A 17,420-nucleotide genomic window follows, 5' to 3' on the forward strand; every position below is an offset into this window, starting at 1 on the left:
TCCCCGAAGAAAAACAGAACATCCGCCATCCGGCCAGGCCTCGCGGCCGGACGGCGTCCATTGTTATTGCGTTACGGCAAATTGCTGGGTCATATCGACGGGCGGCTTATCGCCGGCCGCCACGCTGAATCGCATGCTATAGAGACTGCCGGGCTTCGCGTCATGCGGAATGGGAATACGCACGGTATCCTGCTGCTCGCCGGGTTCGAACGTATGCTGCTCGGACGTAGCATGGCCCGGGAAAGGCACTTCGGTCTGCTCGCCCTTGTCATCCACGACGAACAGCTTGCGCTCGATCGTCACGGGAATTTCCGCACCATCGGGTGTCATCACGATGAACGCGCTGTCGACCTCGGCAAAATCGCCGGCCTTGACCGGTTGAGCCACCTTGACGGATTCGACTCGCAGCAACACACCCTGCTTCGGTTTGTAGTGCGTTTCCCGCTTGACCTTGTTGTAATCCTTGGTGCGCTGGAGATTGGACTCGGGAATCCAGGACGGGTTTTCCTTGTAACAGCTATCGATCGCGGTGTAATAGGCGGTAGCGAAGCCTGCAATCCCGCCGACCACGGCGCCGATCGCCGCGCCGGTCACGGCATCCTTCTTGTTGTTACCGCCGAACAGCCCACCCGCCACACCGGCCAACGCCCCGACGACGGAGCCCTTGACGGTGGTGATGACCTGCTTCTGCCTGACACAGCTATCCAGATCACTGTTCGCCGACTCCTGCGCGAACAGCGCTGTCGATGAAAACAGCAACCCCATTGCCGTGACCACGCTGGCCACTTTTGCTTTTTTATTGCTCGCCATGATCCCCGTCTCTTGTTCGTATGCGCACTGTAATGTTGTTTCCCCGCTTGCTGCGCTTTGCGGTGTTTACTGCCGTAACCTCGATAGTAAACACCGGGTAATACTGTAACACCGCAAGTGCGGCAAACCAATTACCATGGCATAAAGTTTCAATGCTTCGGTTTCACGAGGAATTGCGTCCACGGTAATCGCCCGAAGAGCCGGCTGGATCAAAAGTAGACTTTTCTCATTGACGGGATGCTACGGAATGGGGAAGTCGAGACTCGCCGATAGCCCGAGCAGGCGGTATCGGATCTGTGCCGGGAGCGGTGTGTCAGCACGGCGACATGGACGTCTCGCTGATCGTGCGGATAAGCGGTGAACCACGCGGCTGCGCAGGATGTCCGTTACGGAAAAGATCAAGGCGAAGATGGTCGCAGAGATGCTCGCCAGAAAAGAGGACTGCGGCCATCCTGCCGGCGCGGGATGGCCATAGCGGCTGTGCCGGATCTATGATGGCAGCGGTGCGTTTCCCGGCGCGCAAAGACCATCAACTGAAAAGACCTGTCTGATGCGCTGCCCGACTGCTACGCTCGGGAACAAACGTCTAGCCGGTAACTCCGGACGTATAACGTCTTCGATAATTTACTGCTTTACGTATTCTCAGCCGCATTAAATGGCTGGTCTCAATCGGCTTTGCATAGCGAAGTGGGCGCGCGTAAAGCGCAGCGATGTGTTCACAGGTGATCCTGGATGTCCAGCTTGTGAAGGTTGTAATCGCAACCACGATATTGCGCTTCGGCGTTTCGAAAAGCGTGCGCCGACGCATCGCCCAGCAATCTGTCTGTCGAAAAAAAGACCCATAAGCTTCTCAACTTATGGGTCCTCGTTTCTCAGGTTATGCGGCTACCTACACCCAGCCTCACACATCAATATTCCCCGCCCGCAACGCATTACTCTCGATGAACGCTCGCCGCGGCTCCACATCGTCGCCCATCAGCGTCGTGAAGATCCCATCCGCCGCAATCGCATCCTCGATCTGCACGCGCAGCAGACGCCGCACCGCCGGGTCCATCGTCGTCTCCCACAGCTGCCCGGGGTTCATCTCGCCAAGCCCCTTGTAACGCTGCTTCGAAACGTTGCGCTCCGCGTCCGCGATCAGCCACTTCATCGCGCTCTTGAAGTCGTTCACCGCCATGCTGCGCTCGCCGCGCTTGATCATCGCATCCTTGCCGATCAACCCCTTGAACGTATTCGCGGTATTCAGGAGCTGCTGGTAGTCGGCGGTCAACAGGAAATCCTCGTCGATCACCGATACCTTCACGTTGCCATGATGCCGGCGCTCGACGCGCAATGAGCGCAGTTCGCGCACCGGGTCGTACATCGCCGACACCGCCACCTCCGGCTTCAGCGGATCGTCGCGCAGCGACGCCTGAAGCGCGCGCGCCGACGCTTCCGTCGACTCCTCGCTCGACAGGTCGATCACGACGCCGTCCATCACCGCTTCCAGCGCCCGCTCGTCGTACAGACGGCTCAGCCGGTCCACAACGCCGCGCGCGAGTTGATACGAGCGCGCCAGTTCGCCAAGCGCATCGCCGGCGATCGGTGTGGCGTCCGCGGCGGGAATGAGTTCGGAGCCGTTCAGCGCGAGCCGCAGCATGTGCGCGTTCAGGTCCGCGTCGTCCTTCAGGTAGCGTTCGTCCTTGCCGGCCTTCAGCTTGTACAGCGGCGGCTGCGCGATGTACACGTAGCCGCGCTCGATCATCTCCGGCATCTGCCGGTAGAAGAACGTGAGCAGCAGCGTGCGGATGTGCGCGCCGTCCACGTCCGCGTCGGTCATGATGATGATGCGGTGGTAGCGCAGCTTGTCGAGGTTGTAGTCGTCCTTGCCGATCCCGCAGCCGAGCGCGGTAATCAGCGTGACGATCTGCTCGGACGACAGCAGCTTGTCATAGCGCGCCTTCTCGACGTTCAGCACCTTGCCGCGCAGCGGCAGAATCGCCTGGAACTTGCGGTCGCGGCCCTGCTTCGCGGAGCCGCCCGCCGAGTCGCCCTCGACGATGTAGATCTCGGACTTCGCCGGATCCTTCTCCTGGCAGTCCGCGAGCTTGCCCGGCAGCCCGACGCCGTCGAGCACGCCCTTGCGGCGCGTCATCTCGCGCGCCTTGCGCGCGGCGTCGCGCGCGCGCGCGGCATCGACGATCTTGCCGCAGATGATCTTCGCGTCGTTCGGCGTCTCCAGCAGGAACTCTTCGAGCGCCTTCGCGACGACGTCCTCGACCGGCGCGCGCACTTCGGACGACACCAGCTTGTCCTTCGTCTGCGAACTGAACTTCGGCTCGGGCACCTTCACCGACAGCACGCACGACAGCCCTTCGCGCATGTCGTCGCCGGACGTCTCGACCTTCGCCTTCTTCGCGATCTCGTTGTCCGCGATGTACTTGTTCATCACGCGCGTCATCGCCGCGCGCAGGCCGGTCAGGTGAGTGCCGCCGTCGCGCTGCGGAATGTTGTTCGTGAAGCACAGCACGCTTTCGTTGTAGCTGTCGTTCCACTGCATCGCGACTTCGACGCCAACGTTGTCCTTCTCGCTCGACACATAAAAGATGGTCGGATGCAGCACGCTTTTCGTCTTGTTGATGAACTCGACGAAACCCTTCACGCCGCCCGCGAGCGCGAAGTCGTCTTCCTTGCCGGAACGCTGGTCGGTCAGGCGGATGCGCACGCCGTTGTTCAGGAACGAGAGTTCGCGGATGCGCTTCGCGAGGATGTCGTAGTGATACTCGACGCTGCCGAAGATCGACTCGTCGGCCATGAAGTGCACTTCGGTGCCGCGATTCTCGGTGTCGCCGAGCAGTTGCATCGGCGATACCGTCACGCCGTCGCGCTCTTCGAGCACGCGATTCTGCGCGACGCCGCGATGGAACTCCATGAAGTGCTTCTTGCCGTTGCGGCGCACGGTGAGGCGCAGCCAGCTGGACAGCGCGTTCACGCACGACACGCCGACGCCGTGCAGGCCGCCGGACACCTTGTAGCTGTTCTGGTCGAACTTGCCGCCCGCGTGCAGCTCGGTCATCACGATCTCGGCGGCGCTGCGCTTCGGATCGTGCTTGTCGTCCATCTTCACGTCGGTCGGGATGCCGCGGCCGTTGTCGGTGATCGAGATCGAGTTGTCCGCGTGGATGGTGACGTGGATGTCGTTGCAATAGCCGGCGAGGGCTTCGTCGATCGAATTGTCGAGCACTTCGAACACGAGATGGTGCAGACCGGTGCCGTCCGACGTATCGCCGATGTACATCCCGGGGCGCTTGCGCACCGCTTCCAGACCTTCGAGGATCTGGATGGACGATGCGCCATAGCTGCTGTTGTCGGGTTGCGAATGGTTCAGTTCAGTCATGGAATTTTTCCGGTTCTGCGATGCTGCTGCGTTACTGCCCGAGTTGCTGCTGATGCTTTTCAAAAAGCCATAAAAACGCCAAAGGGGCTTCTGCGCCCCCTGGTGTTTTCGATTCGTCGCTTTTTTAGATGCGCATTGGCATCACCACGTACTTGAATTCCTCGTTCTCGGGAATCGTGATGAGCGCGCTGGAGCTGGCGTCACCCAGGCTCACCTGCAACGTGTCGACCTTCAGGTTCGCGAGGACGTCGAGCAGATACGTGACGTTGAACCCGATGTCGACGGTATCGCCCTGGTAGGCGATTTCCAGTTCCTCCTGCGCCTCTTCCTGGTCGGCGTTGGTGGACATGATCTTCAACTGGCCCGGCTCGATGATGCAGCGCACGCCCTTGAACTTGTCGGACGTGAGAATCGCCGCGCGCTGCAGCGAGCGTTGCAGTTCCTCGCGGCCGATCTCGAAGGTGTTCTTGTGCGCCTTCGGGATCACGCGCTGGAAGTCGGGGAACTTGCCTTCGACGAGCTTCGACACGAGTTCGACCTGGCCGAACGTGAACTTCACCTGGGTCGAGCCGATGTCGATCTTCAGCGTGTCGTCGATGTCTTCGAGCAGGCGCTGCAGTTCGAGGATCGTCTTGCGCGGGATGATCACTTCCTGGCGCGCGAACGAACCTTCGATCTTCATCGACGAGAACGCGAGGCGGTGGCCGTCGGTCGCGACCGCCATCAACTGGTCGCCGTCGACGACCAGCAGCATCCCGTTCAGGTAGTAGCGGATGTCCTGCTGCGCCATCGCGAAATACACCATGCCGAGCAACTGGCGGAACGTCTTCTGCGGAACCGCGAGGTTCGCGCCGAAGTCTTTCGCCTCGGCGACCGTCGGGAACTCGTCGGCGGCCAGCGTCTGCAGCGCGAAGCGGCTCTTGCCGGACTGCACGGTGAGGCGCTTGTCCGCGAGCGACAGCGTCACCTGGCCGTCGGGCATCGCGCGCAGGATGTCGAGCAGCTTGCGCGCGGCGACGGTCGTCGCGACCTGGTCGTCGCCGACGCCGAAGTCGGCGCGGGTCGTGATCTGCAGCTCCAGATCCGTTGACAGGAACGAAACGTCGGAACCGTTTTTGGTAATCAGCAGATTGGCGAGGATCGGCAACGTGTGGCGGCGTTCGACAATGCCGCTCACCGTTTGCAGCGGCCTGAGGAGGTTATCGCGTTCGGTCTTGACCAGTTGCATAGAGTTCCTTCGTTGATGTGACGGTCTGCTCGCCCCGCGCCGGGGCCGCCGCTGCCGCCGCGCGCCCCCGGCGCCGCCCTGCTGCGGGTGGCCGCGGCGTGGAATCCCGCCCCGGACCGCCGGGCGGTTAAACCCATATTGTGCCTTAAAACGGACCGCTTCCCTAAATTGGGGACTCGCTGCGAAATAAACAGAGCGCGCCGCCTGCCGGCGTGCAGCTTCCTGTCCCTGTTTGGGCCGCCGCCGCAACAACGTTGCGTCGCGACGCGCGACATGCGCAGCAATGCCGTTTCGGGTCAGCCCTTCAACGTCTGTTCGAGCACGTGCAGTTCGTGATTGAGCTGCGCATCCTTGCCGCGCTCGTCCGCGATCTTGCGCACCGCGTGCAGCACCGTCGTGTGATCGCGCCCGCCGAATAGCTCGCCGATTTCCGGCAGGCTCTTCTGCGTCAGTTCCTTCGCGAGATACATCGCGATCTGGCGCGGCCGCGCGATGTTCGCCGGACGCTTCTTCGAATACATGTCGGCGACCTTGATGCTGTAAAAATCGGCGACCGTCTTCTGGATGTTCTCGACGGAGATCTGCCGGTTCTGCACGGTCAGCAGATCCTTCAGCGCCTCCTTCGTCAGTTCGATCGAAATCTCGCGGCCGTGGAACTTCGAGTACGCGAGGATCTTGCGCAGCGCGCCTTCGAGTTCGCGCACGTTCGAGCGCAGATGCTTCGCGACGAAAAACGCGACGTCCTCGTTCAGGCTCACGCCTTCGGACTGCGCCTTGCGCATCAGGATCGCGACGCGCATCTCCAGCTCCGGCGGCTCGATCGCGACGGTCAGGCCGGAGTCGAAACGCGAGATCAGCCGGTCGTCGATGCCGGAGATTTCCTTCGGATACGTGTCGCTGGTGATGATGACCTGCGCCTTGTTCGCGACGAGCGCCTCGAACGCGTAGAAGAACTCCTCCTGCGTGCGCGACTTGCCCGAGAAGAACTGGATGTCGTCGATCAGCAGCAGGTCGAGCGAGTGGTAGTAGCGCTTGAAGTCGTCGAACGCCTTGCGCTGATACGCCTTCACGACGTCGGACACGTATTGTTCCGCGTGGATGTAGCGGATTCGCGCGCCGGGCTTGTCCATCAGCAGCTGGTTGCCGATCGCGTGGATCAGGTGGGTCTTGCCGAGGCCGACGCCGCCGTACAAGAACAGCGGGTTGTACGAGATGCCGGGGTTGTCGGCCACCTGGATCGCCGCCGCGCGCGCAAGCTGGTTCGCCTTGCCGGTGACGAAGTTGTCGAACGTGAGCACCGGGTTCAGCTTCGAGCGCTCGTACATCGGATCAGAATCGCCGCCGTTCGCGGCGGCGCCCTGGCCCGGGCGCCACGTGCGGCGGCCGGCGGCGGCCTCGTTCGCGTCGAGGCCCGGCAGGTCGAGGTCGGCGGCGTCTTCGCCGAGGTGCTGCGCGATCTGCGCCGCGTGCGCGGCCGCCGACGGCGCGGCGTGGGCAATATGCGCGGACTGCGCCGCCTGCACGGCGCCGACGGCCGCATCGACCGCGGCGGCGTGCGCGGACTGGCCGCCGAGCGGCATGCGCGGCGCGACGGCAGCTGGCGCGCGCGCGCCGGCCTTCGGATCGAGAACGAACTGGACGTCGATCGGCGCCTGCCAGAAATCGCGTGCCAGATCGGCAATGCGGCCCGAGAACTGGCTCTTCACCCAGTCGAGCTTGAAACGGTTCGGAGCGGCTATCTGCAGCGTGTTCGCAGCGGCATCGAAGGCGACCGGGGCCAACGGTTTAATCCACGTCACGTACTGCTGGGGCGTCAACTCGCGCTCCAGCAGTGCGGAACAGTGTTGCCAGAAATCGTTCATCGAGTAGCTGTGTTCATTTTGTCTGCACGCGAATGCCGCGGCGCGGCCCCTGTCGCGCTGCGACGAGGCCCGAGGCCGGCGACGGCAAATGCCCCGGAGGCCCGGTGCGCAAGGATTTGCGGCGGAGCGGGCGGGCCGGAGCGGCGTACAGGATTCTTGGGATGACCGAGATTCTACCGCCAAATCGAAGCCGCCAGTAAGTTATCCACAGGGACCGATCAGCGCACGAACTCGCCTGTGGACAGAATCGCCCAGCGCCCGGCGGCCCTCTAAGCTATTGACGGCCAACGAAAAACCGGCTTAAATAGCGGGTTCCGCGAAAACCAATCCTGTACCACCGGCCACTGCAACGTTGCTCGATGCCCGCCGCGGTCCATATTCTCAACAAGTGAGAGCAAAATGAAACGTACTTACCAACCTTCCGTTACGCGCCGCAAGCGCACCCATGGTTTCCGCGTGCGCATGAAGACCGCCGGTGGCCGCAAAGTGATCAACGCACGCCGTGCGAAGGGTCGCAAGCGTCTCGCGATCTAACAACGGTTGCGGGCGGATTGCGCGTCTTGACCGACGCCGTGGCGGCCGGATCGCCGGCTGCATCGCCTGACGTCATGTCGCCGCAAACGCAGGCCGCTTTCCCGAAGGCCGCAAGGCTGCTGAAAACGGATGAATTCTCATCCGTTTTTCGTTTGCGCCCCTGGCGCCGCTCCGCGCATTTCGTGATGTACGGGCGGGAAACCGGCGGCGAAGCGCGGCTCGGTCTGGTGATCGGCAAGAAGTACGCGCCGCGCGCCGTCACACGCAACCTGGTGCGCCGGATCGCGCGCGAGGCGTTTCGCGTGCGCCGCGCGCAGTTCGACGGCTTCGACCTGCTGCTGCGGCTGCATACGCGCTTCGACCGCAAGACGCTGCCGTCCGGCTCATCCCTGCCGCTGAAGACGCTGTGCCGCGACGAGATCGCGATGCTGCTCGACAAGGCCGAACGCGAAGTCGCGAAACGCGGCCCGCGCGCGAAAGCGGAGCCGTCGGGCAGCACGGACACGACGGGTACGGCCGGCGCGGCGGACACGACGACGGAACCCGGCTCGCCGGCCGGATCATGAGTCTGCTCACGCCGTTCCATCCGGCGCAATCCGGCGCCCGGTTCCATCAGCGGCGCTGCAAGGCCGCATTGCCATGCAAACGGTACTGATCGCACTACTGCGTTTCTACAAGCTTGCCGTGAGTCCCCTGCTCGGCAACCGGTGCCGTTTTTATCCTTCCTGTTCGGATTACGCGCGCGAGGCAATCCAGTATCATGGCGCCGCGCGCGGAACTTACCTCGCCGCACGGCGCCTGTGCCGCTGCCACCCGTTTTCCGCGGGCGGCATCGATCTCGTCCCGCCCGCAACTCCGAAAGGCGCTGAAGCGCCACCCCATCGACACTGAGACAACGCATGGATATCAAACGCACCGTCCTATGGGTCATCTTTTTCATGTCGGCGGTCATGCTGTTCGACAACTGGCAGCGCGACCACGGACGCCCGTCGATGTTCTTCCCGAGCGCGACGCAGCAGACGCAGAACGCAGCGGGCACGTCGCCTGACGCGAACGCGCCGGCCGGTGCCGGCTCGCAGCTGCCGGCCCCGGCCGGCGGCGCCGCGCCCGGCAACGCGGCGCAGCCCGCCGCCGCGCAGGCGCAACTGGTCCATTTCCGCACCGACGTCTACGACGGCGTGATCGACACGCGCGGCGGCACGCTCGAACGGCTGTCGCTGCTGAAGGAAAGCGACGGCAAGCCGGACACGTACGTCACGCTGTTCGATCGCACGAACGATCACACGTATCTGGCGCGCACGGGCCTGCTCGGCGGCGACTTCCCGAACCACAACGACGTGTTCACGCCGGCCGAAGGCCCGCGCGAGCTGACGGGCGACGCGCAGTCGTTCCAGATCAGCCTCGAATCGCCAGTGCGCGGCGGCGTGAAGGTCGTGAAGACCTACACGTTCACGCGCGGCAGCTACGTGATCGGTGTCGACACCAAGGTCGTCAACGTCGGCACCCAGCCGGTGTCGCCGACGGTCTACATGGAACTCGTGCGCGACAGCAACCCGGTCGAGACGCCGCGTTTCTCGCACACGTTCATCGGACCGGCGGTGTACTCGAACGAGCATCACTTCCAGAAGATCAGCTTCAGCGACATCGACAAGAACAAGGCCGACTACACGAACCAGTCGGACAGCGGCTGGATCGCGATGGTGCAGCATTATTTCGCGACCGCGTGGATTCCGCAGACGGGCGTGAAGCGTGACATCTACGTCGAGAAGTTCGATGCGAACCTGTACCGCGTCGGCCTGAAGGAGCCGCTCGGCACGATCGCGCCGGGACAGACGCAGACCGTGTCCGCGCGCCTCTTCGCCGGCCCGCAGGAAGAGCGGATGCTCGAAGGCATCGCGCCGGGCCTCGAACTGGTGAAGGACTACGGCTGGGTGACGATCATCGCGAAGCCGCTGTTCTGGCTGCTCGAAAAGATCCACAGCTACGTCGGCAACTGGGGCTGGTCGATCGTGCTGCTGACGCTGCTCATCAAGGCGGTGTTCTTCCCGCTGTCCGCGGCCAGCTACAAGTCGATGGCGCGGATGAAGGAGATCACGCCGCGCATGCAGGCGCTGCGCGAGCGCTTCAAGGGCGACCCGCAGAAGATGAACGCGGCGCTGATGGAGCTGTACAAGACCGAGAAGGTGAATCCGTTCGGCGGCTGTCTGCCGGTCGTGATCCAGATTCCGGTGTTCATCTCGCTGTACTGGGTGCTGCTGTCGTCGGTCGAGATGCGCGGCGCGCCGTGGATCCTGTGGATTCACGACCTGTCGCAGCAGGATCCGCTGTTCATCCTGCCGGTGCTGATGGCCGTGTCGATGTTCGTGCAGACCCGCCTGAACCCGACGCCGCCGGACCCGGTCCAGGCAAAGATGATGATGTTCATGCCGATCGCGTTCTCGGTGATGTTCTTCTTCTTCCCGGCCGGCCTCGTGCTGTACTACGTGGTGAACAACGTGCTGTCGATCGCGCAGCAGTACTACATCACGCGGATGATGGGCCAGAAGAAAAAGAAGGACTGACGCTCCGCTTCATCAAGCGCGAATGCAAAGCCGCCCGGTGCGAACCGGGCGGTTTTTTTCATTCATGGACGCTTTGTGCGGGAAGCACGGGGCAGGGCGGTTCAACGCTTGTTCGAGTCGCCGTAGAACTGCTCGATCAATTCCTGCACGAGGTAACGGTGATGCGGCGTCAGCGCCTCGATCTTCGACGCAAGTTCGAGCGTCTCCTGCGACGGCGGATAACGGTCGTCGCGCGGGACCGGCTTCGGCACGCTCACCGACGTGCCAGCCGGCGACGGTCCGTAATGCAGCCAGTGCTTGTCGACGTTGAACCATTCGGCGAGGGTGGCCAGCTTGTCGTCCGTCGGAATGGTGCGGCCGCTCAGCCACTTGTGCGCGGTCTGAGGCGAAACCGGATGGCCGTCGCGGTGACGCAGGTTGAAGTGCATCGCGAGATCCGTGCCGCCCCGCAGCTTTTCCGGGGCGCGCTTCATCGCGAACTTCAGGCGTTCGGCAAAGGCGATTTTTTCTTCGACGGTTGGCATGGGCCAGATTGTGCAATCCGGCTTCTACGTCGACGACAACCTGTCAGGCAATATTTAGCTTATCCAGGAATTAATTAGCCTTGTGTTGCGCGCCCCGAAACGCCTGACTATACCGTTTGACGCGGTGAAATTCCTTGTATTGAAAAGCGTTTTGCTGCGCCAGTGTGCCGCAGCCCGGCCCTACGATGACGGGAACTTTCTTATCCAACTCAGGATAAGTCTCCGCCTGTTTCGTCCCAATCCGACAGGCAGGCCCGCGCCGGTTGACGGCGTTACAATGCCGGGCACTCGCCGATGCCAGCCGGGCATGCCGCCCACCGCATCCGCAAACGCCATTTCGCTCCCCGTCTGCCCGATTCCACCATGCTCGCCAACGACTCCGATCCGATCGTCGCCATCGCCACCGCCCCCGGACGCGGCGGGATCGGCGTCGTCCGGGTGTCGGCCGGCCGCGCCGGCGCGGCCGGCGCCGAGACGCTGATGCGCGCGCTGACCGGCCAGCAGCTCGCGCCGCGTCATGCGAGCTACGTGCCGTTCGTCGACGGCGAAGGCAACGTGCTCGATCGCGGCATCGCGCTGTACTTTCCCGCGCCGCATTCGTACACCGGCGAGCACGTCGTCGAACTGCAGGGCCACGGCGGCCCGATCGTGCTGCAACTGGTGCTGCAACGCTGCGTCGATGCGGGCCGCGCGTTCGGGCTGCGGCTCGCGGAGCCGGGCGAATTCACGCGGCGCGCGTTCCTGAACGACAAACTCGACCTCGCGCAGGCAGAGGCCGTCGCGGACCTGATCGAGGCGAGCACCGAGGCCGCCGCGCGTTCGGCGGGCCGCTCGCTCGACGGCGCGTTCTCGCGCGACATCCACGCGATCGTCGACGACGTCGTCACGCTGCGGATGCTCGTCGAAGCGACGCTCGATTTCCCGGAAGAGGAGATCGACTTCCTCGAAGCCGCCGACGCGCGCGGCAAGCTGGCGGCGATCCGCGCGCGGCTCGCGCACGTGCTGGCCGACGCGCGCCAGGGCGCGCTGCTGCGCGAGGGGCTGTCGGTCGTGCTGGCCGGGCAGCCGAACGTCGGCAAGTCGTCGCTGCTGAACGCGCTGGCCGGCGCCGAACTCGCGATCGTGACGCCGGTGGCCGGCACGACGCGGGACAAGATTTCGCAGACGATCCAGATCGAAGGGATTCCGCTGCACGTGATCGACACCGCCGGCCTGCGCGACACCGACGACGAGGTCGAGAAGATCGGCATCGAGCGCACGTGGAGCGAGATCGGCCGGGCGGACGTGGTGCTGCATCTGCTCGATGCGCGCGCCGGCGTGACCGAAGAGGACCGCGCGATCGCCGCGCGTTTTCCGGCGAACGTGCCGGTGGTCCGCGTGTACAACAAGACCGATCTGGCCGGTGTGCCGGCTTCGGTTTGCGCGGGTGCGGAAGCGGACGGCGTGGCGGACTGCGAAGTCCGGCTGTCCGCGAAAAGCGGCGACGGCATCGCGCTGCTGCGCGCGGAACTGCTGCGGATCGCCGGCTGGCAGGCGGACGCGCAGAGCGTCTACCTCGCGCGCGAACGCCATCTGATCGCGCTGCGCGCGGCGCGCGACCATCTCGACCAGGCGGCCGCGCACGCAGACCAGAACGCGCAGGCGCTCGATCTGTTCGCGGAGGAGTTGCGGCTCGCGCAGGAAGAGCTGAATTCGATCACCGGGGAATTCACGTCGGATGATCTGCTGGGGGTGATTTTCAGCCGGTTTTGTATTGGGAAGTGACGCGGCGTCCGTCGCGATTCCTCCCGTTTCCCCCGCGTCAGCGCCGCTCGCACGACATCTCCGACACACTCCGTATCGCGAACGACAGCATGTACGGATTATCCGGATCGATCTGGACCGCGAACCGCGAGCGGGATCTCGACGCCGCGTCGCGGATCCGCGCCGGCAGGCTGTCGGTGCGCAGCGGACAGGCCGGCTTTTCGCCGCTCGTTCGATTAAACTGGACCGCCTTCCTCTCCCGCCGGGCCTTCGCATGATCGACTCGTCCGCTGTCGCCGCCGTCTTTTCCGTCTATGTCGCCGGCGTCGTGATCCCCGGGCCGAATTTCGTCGCCGTCGCGCACAAGGCGGCGTCCGGCAACCGGTCCGAATCGCTCGCGCTCGTCGCCGGCATCGTGACGGTCAGCCTGTTCTGGGCGAGCTGCGCGATCCTCGGCATCGGAATCGTCTTCGCGGTGTTCCCGTGGCTCGCCACGGTCGTGAAGATCGCCGGCGCCGGTTATCTCGTCTGGTTCGGGCTGCGGCTCATCCTGTCGTCGCGCACCGTCGCCGGCGCGGGCGCGCCGGCCGACCGGCAAGGCGGCCTGAGTCCCGCCTATCTGCAAGGCGTCGCGACGAACATCTCGAACCCGAAGTCGATCGCATTCTTCGCCGCGGTGTTTTCGTCGGCGACGCCCGCGCACGTGTCGGCGGGGACCTTCTCCGCGATGTTCGCGACGGTCGGCGTCGTCGCGGCCGGCTGGTACGGGTTCGTCGCGCTCGCGCTATCCCATCCGGCGATTTCGTCCGCGTATCGGCGCGCGAAGAAGTGGGTCGATCGGGTATGCGGCTCGTTGATCATCGCGCTCGGCGTGAGGCAGATGATTCGTTGAGCGGGGCGGGGCGGGCGCTTGCCCGGCTCGCAGCGGGTGAAAGTCCGCGCGGTCCGGCGACCAGCGGTTAAACGCAGCGCAAAAACGCGTGCAACGCGGCAGCTACGCGTTTTCCGGGAGCACGTCGGCTAGCCGGCAATCGGCGGCGCGCGCCACGTCCGCATCCCGATACTCATGTCCGAAAGCGGCCAAAAGCCCGGGTCCGGATGGGCTACAGTCGCGCCATGAACATCGACCCGGACACCTGCTACGCCGCGATACTCGCAAAAGACCGCCGCTTCGACGGCTGGTTCTTCGTCGGCGTGTCGTCCACCGGGGTCTATTGCCGGCCGGTCTGCCCGGTGCGGCCGCCGAAGCGGCGCAACTGCCACTTCTATGCGACGCACGTTTTTCTCGGCGAGACGATCACGCCGACGATGCTCGCGGGCTGCGCGATCGTGCTGTTCGGCACGGCGCTCGCGAGCGGAAAGATACGGCTGTGGACGGCGCGGCAGGCGTGACGCGGCGGAGTGTGGGCGCGCGTCGAAAGTACGGATAAGTGCTTCGAAAATGCTTCAACGCGGAAAGGTAGCTTGTCTTTTCATTACGCCATTCCCCGCACCGTGGCGCGCCGATGCCTACAGATCGAAAGAAAAAAAGACCGGCACACAGTGCACGAACTTCATGGGATGATGGTCTCCCTTAGCTATTTTTTCGGGAGCGTACGATGGGAATTCTGGACAAGGTGGGCGAGGTCGTCGGAGCGGTGGCCGCGGTCGAGGCGCTTGAAAAAGTCGATTCCGATGCGGGTCTGCTCGCGAAGGCCGCCGCCGCGGTAGCCGGCTTCGAAGGCGCAGGCAAACTGGAAGAGACGCTCGAAAAGAAAGACGACGACACGCAGGCAACCGACGGCGCGGATTCCCAGGCGTAATTGTCTGTGCATATGCAGTGCGGGCGACGCTTCGTCCGCACCGCGCTAGCGGCGCAACGCTGCGCCGCTCAGGCACCGACGTAGTTCCTCTGCTGAAATCGCTTCACCCCTCCGCATCGGCCCCGCGCGAACCTTCTTCGCCCCCTTGGGGGACGCCCGCAAAATCCGCTTCCGCACGCCGGCAAGCCCTGGCCGCCGCCCGATCGCGAGCCGGCTCGGCGGCCCGCCAGCGCAGCTCTTGAAAAACCCCGCCTGGTCCCCGCAACTGCTGGCCTTCTTTTTCGGAGGTTTCTGATCGTGGGTAGCCGTCCTTCTTTCATCGACGACCTCGCGCGCGGTCCGTCCGGCGACCACTCCGGCCCCGCTCCGCTCGCAGGCGGCAACGACGACATCCTGCTCGACGCGTACTCGCGCACCGTGATCGGCGCGCTCGAACGCGTTCAGCAGGCAGTCGCATTCGTCTCCGTAGATCGTGGTTCGCCCACTGACGCCGCAACGCGCGGCGCACGCGGCGGCACCGGCTCGGGTTTCCTGTTCACCCCCGACGGTTATCTGCTGACGAACAGTCACGTCGTGCACGGCGCGAGCGCGCTGCGCGTGACGCTCGGCGACGGCTCGACCTACGACGCGAGCATTGTCGGCGACGATCCGAGCACCGACCTCGCGGTCGTGCGGATCGGCTCCGCCGAGCCGCTGCCGCACGCGGAACTCGGCGAATCGGCGAAGCTGCGCGTCGGGCAGATCGCGATCGCGGTCGGCAATCCGCTCGGGCTCGCGCAGACGGTGACGACCGGCGTCGTGTCCGCGCTCGGCCGCTCGCTGCGTTCGACGTCGGGCCGGATGATCTACGACGTGATCCAGACCGACGCGGCGCTGAACCCCGGCAACTCCGGCGGCCCGCTCGTCAATTCGGCCGGACAGGTCATCGGCGTCAACACGGCGATCATTCCTGGCGCGCAGGCAATCTGCTTCGCGACCGCGATCGACACCGCGAAGTGGGTGATCATGCAGTTGTTCGCGCATGGCCGCGTGCGGCGTGCGCATATCGGCGTCGCGGGTACGACGGTGCCGGTCGCGCGCAAGACGCAGCGCTATTTCGAGCTTTCGACGACGAGCGGCGTGCGCGTGATGGAAGTGGTCAAGGGCAGCCCGGCCGCGCAGGGCGGCCTGCGCGTCGACGACACGATCGTCGCGATCGACGCAATTGCGGTGGACGGCGTCGATACGTTGCAGCGCGTGCTCGACGGATCGCGAATCGACCGCGTCGTCGAGGTGACGGTGCTGCGTTTGACGCAGAAGCTCGTGCTGCGGGTCACGCCGGTCGAACTGGCAGGCTAGGCGGGGGGGGTTATCGCACCGGTTGCGTCCGGAACCGCAAGGCATCCGGGCGCGCCCCAAAAAAGAAGCCGGACACGCGTGTGCGTGCCCGGCTTCGATCTTTTCAGGCCGCCGGATTCAAAGCCGGCGGATCTCACCAGCCCGCAGGCTGGCCGTATCTGTAGCCGTACTGCGGCACCGGCGCCGGCGCGCACGGCACATAGCCGTTCTGATACGGGTTGTAGCAATATCCGCCCTGTTGCTGTGCATAGACCGGAGCCGGCGCGGCATAAACGGGCGGCGCCTGGTACGCAACCGCCGGCGCGCTGTTCAACGCGCCCGCGACCACCGCGCCGATCAGCGCACCGCCGACCAGCGCGCCGACCACGTCACCGCCGCGACCGTGGGCGTCCGCCTGGCTCGCCACACCGAGACATCCCACCATCACCATTACGGCCGCCATCTTTCGCATGTTGTTCTCCACCAGGACTCAATGTCCGAAACGCATGCGACAGATTGTGGGCCGGATTCGCGGAAATAGATGCTGCAAGAGGTAACGATGAATTACGCGCGACCTGACAGCGCGCGGCGCGCCATTGCGCGTCGGCGTCGGTCTGGAACGAATGGTCGGGTCAGTTGGCGGCGCCAGGCGCAGCGCCGCCATGGCGACGCGCATCGCGTCAGTGATGCATCAAGCTGCGCAGCGGATGACGCCAGTCGATGTGATGTTCGCCCGCTTGTGCACGCTGCCGGTGTTCCTCGATGATCTCGTCGGAAAACAGGAAAACCACCAGAACGAGGGGGATCACCAGAAACGCGCCCAGTATTACGTGTTCGATCACGATAAACTCCTGGCTGTCAAGCGGTTGTCCATCCATTGTAGTCGCCACGCGACAGATTGCACCGTGCGCGAATACTCACTAACGTCGGCTGGCCCACATTCGCCGGCGCCGTTGACCAAGCATCAACCGTACCCGTGCGGCGCACGCGCGATCCGACGCTCCCGCGTCCACAATCGGACGCTGCCCTATGATGGAGACGGACCGGACCCGGCGCCGGCCGCGCGAACGAAGAAAAGGGGATTTGCGATGACCGTCGAACAGGACAGCCGGCTGACGTTACGCCCGCTCGAACGCCACGATCTGAAGTTCGTCCACGAACTGAACAACGACGCGAAGATCATGCGCTACTGGTTCGAGGAGCCGTATGAGACGTTCACCGAACTGTCGCAGCTTTACGATCGCCACGTGCACGACCAGCGCGAGCGCCGCTTCGTCGCGATCGACAACACCGGTGAAGTGGTGGGGCTCGTCGAACTGATCGAACTCGATTACATCCACCGTCGCGGCGAATTCCAGATCATCATCGCGCCGGGCGCGCAGGGACACGGCTACGCGACCAGCGCGACGCGGCTCGCGATCGACTACGCGTTCTCGGTGCTGAATCTGCGCAAGCTGTATCTGATCGTCGACCGCTCGAATACCGCCGCGATCCATGTCTATGAGAAGTGCGGTTTTCAGCACGAAGCCGAACTGATCGAGGAGTTTTTCAGCAACGGCGACTATCACAACGCGTTGCGCATGTGCCTGTTCCAGCGCGACTTCTTCGCGCGCCGCCAGCCGGACGGACCGGCGGCCTGAACGCCGCCGGCTCCGCGCGGACC

The 17,420-nt window shown here is 64.3% G+C and carries 17 protein-coding genes and 1 pseudogene; 11 read left to right on the forward strand and 7 right to left on the reverse strand.

Annotation, left to right across the window (positions count from 1 at the left end; translation table 11 throughout):
• Positions 1-63: 63 nt before the first annotated feature.
• The 4 genes from BLV92_RS00850 to dnaA form a co-directional block, all read right to left on the reverse strand.
• Positions 64-810: a glycine zipper family protein gene (locus BLV92_RS00850; protein WP_090541385.1), complete on the reverse strand. Its 747-nt coding sequence runs from the start codon at positions 808-810 to the stop codon at positions 64-66.
• A gap of 901 nt (positions 811-1,711) precedes the next feature.
• Positions 1,712-4,186 (reverse strand): DNA topoisomerase (ATP-hydrolyzing) subunit B, encoded by a 2,475-nt coding sequence (gene gyrB, locus BLV92_RS00855; protein ID WP_090541389.1) that lies wholly within the window; start codon positions 4,184-4,186, stop codon positions 1,712-1,714.
• A 124-nt stretch (positions 4,187-4,310) separates the two neighbouring features.
• On the reverse strand, positions 4,311-5,414 hold the full coding sequence (gene dnaN, locus BLV92_RS00860; RefSeq protein WP_090541392.1) for a DNA polymerase III subunit beta: 1,104 nt from the start codon (positions 5,412-5,414) through the stop codon (positions 4,311-4,313).
• A 296-nt stretch (positions 5,415-5,710) separates the two neighbouring features.
• Positions 5,711-7,276 carry a chromosomal replication initiator protein DnaA gene (dnaA, locus tag BLV92_RS00865; protein WP_090541395.1) on the reverse strand — a complete coding sequence of 522 codons (1,566 nt, stop codon included), beginning with the start codon at positions 7,274-7,276 and terminating at the stop codon, positions 5,711-5,713.
• 399 nt (positions 7,277-7,675) lie between these two features.
• Here dnaA and rpmH point away from each other — a divergent pair, with 399 nt between their 5' ends.
• From rpmH to yidC, 4 genes are all read left to right on the forward strand, one after another.
• Entirely contained in the window at positions 7,676-7,810 is a 135-nt protein-coding gene (gene rpmH / locus BLV92_RS00870) for a 50S ribosomal protein L34 (protein ID WP_004198824.1), read from the forward strand.
• A gap of 74 nt (positions 7,811-7,884) precedes the next feature.
• Entirely contained in the window at positions 7,885-8,376 is a 492-nt protein-coding gene (rnpA, locus tag BLV92_RS00875; RefSeq protein ID WP_090541398.1) for a ribonuclease P protein component, read from the forward strand.
• Positions 8,377-8,449: 73 nt separating this feature from the next.
• Positions 8,450-8,701 carry a membrane protein insertion efficiency factor YidD gene (yidD, locus tag BLV92_RS00880; protein WP_090541401.1) on the forward strand — a complete coding sequence of 84 codons (252 nt, stop codon included), beginning with the start codon at positions 8,450-8,452 and terminating at the stop codon, positions 8,699-8,701.
• A gap of 8 nt (positions 8,702-8,709) precedes the next feature.
• A complete protein-coding gene (gene yidC / locus BLV92_RS00885; RefSeq protein ID WP_090541403.1) occupies positions 8,710-10,371 on the forward strand; it encodes a membrane protein insertase YidC in 1,662 nt (553 codons plus the stop codon).
• A gap of 101 nt (positions 10,372-10,472) precedes the next feature.
• Here the strand turns inward: yidC and BLV92_RS00890 are convergent, their stop codons facing one another.
• On the reverse strand, positions 10,473-10,895 hold the full coding sequence (locus tag BLV92_RS00890; RefSeq protein ID WP_090541406.1) for a transcriptional regulator: 423 nt from the start codon (positions 10,893-10,895) through the stop codon (positions 10,473-10,475).
• A 363-nt stretch (positions 10,896-11,258) separates the two neighbouring features.
• Between BLV92_RS00890 and mnmE the strand changes: the two genes are divergently transcribed.
• From mnmE to BLV92_RS00915, 6 genes and pseudogenes are all read left to right on the forward strand, one after another.
• Complete coding sequence (gene mnmE / locus BLV92_RS00895; RefSeq protein WP_090541409.1) at positions 11,259-12,659, forward strand: tRNA uridine-5-carboxymethylaminomethyl(34) synthesis GTPase MnmE; 1,401 nt, start codon at positions 11,259-11,261, stop codon at positions 12,657-12,659.
• The gene (locus BLV92_RS32845) at positions 12,656-12,916 is read left to right on the forward strand and encodes an aldehyde dehydrogenase family protein (protein WP_256216024.1); all 261 of its coding nucleotides are present in this window, start codon (positions 12,656-12,658) and stop codon (positions 12,914-12,916) included. Before mnmE ends, BLV92_RS32845 begins: the two co-directional genes overlap by 4 nt.
• On the forward strand, positions 12,913-13,530 hold the full coding sequence (locus tag BLV92_RS00900; RefSeq protein WP_090541412.1) for a LysE family translocator: 618 nt from the start codon (positions 12,913-12,915) through the stop codon (positions 13,528-13,530). The genes BLV92_RS32845 and BLV92_RS00900 overlap by 4 nt, the downstream gene beginning before the upstream one ends.
• 206 nt (positions 13,531-13,736) lie before the next feature.
• Positions 13,737-13,913 (forward strand): annotated as a pseudogene (locus BLV92_RS32445) (Ada metal-binding domain-containing protein); the annotation flags it as partial.
• A gap of 323 nt (positions 13,914-14,236) precedes the next feature.
• Positions 14,237-14,440: a hypothetical protein gene (locus tag BLV92_RS00910; RefSeq protein WP_090541416.1), complete on the forward strand. Its 204-nt coding sequence runs from the start codon at positions 14,237-14,239 to the stop codon at positions 14,438-14,440.
• Between the two features lie 297 nt (positions 14,441-14,737).
• On the forward strand, positions 14,738-15,778 hold the full coding sequence (locus BLV92_RS00915) for a S1C family serine protease (protein WP_090541418.1): 1,041 nt from the start codon (positions 14,738-14,740) through the stop codon (positions 15,776-15,778).
• 133 nt (positions 15,779-15,911) lie between these two features.
• On the opposite strand, the gene BLV92_RS00920 is transcribed toward BLV92_RS00915, so the two are convergent.
• Positions 15,912-16,229 carry an ecotin precursor gene (locus BLV92_RS00920; RefSeq protein ID WP_090546730.1) on the reverse strand — a complete coding sequence of 106 codons (318 nt, stop codon included), beginning with the start codon at positions 16,227-16,229 and terminating at the stop codon, positions 15,912-15,914.
• Positions 16,230-16,437: 208 nt separating this feature from the next.
• Positions 16,438-16,599, reverse strand: a complete 162-nt coding sequence (locus tag BLV92_RS31950; protein ID WP_166676663.1) for a hypothetical protein — start codon at positions 16,597-16,599, stop codon at positions 16,438-16,440.
• 246 nt (positions 16,600-16,845) lie between these two features.
• Here BLV92_RS31950 and speG point away from each other — a divergent pair, with 246 nt between their 5' ends.
• Entirely contained in the window at positions 16,846-17,397 is a 552-nt protein-coding gene (speG, locus tag BLV92_RS00930) for a spermidine N1-acetyltransferase (protein ID WP_090541422.1), read from the forward strand.
• Positions 17,398-17,420: the final 23 nt, after the last annotated feature.

The organism is Paraburkholderia caballeronis, assembly GCF_900104845.1.
GTDB lineage: Bacteria > Pseudomonadota > Gammaproteobacteria > Burkholderiales > Burkholderiaceae > Paraburkholderia > Paraburkholderia caballeronis.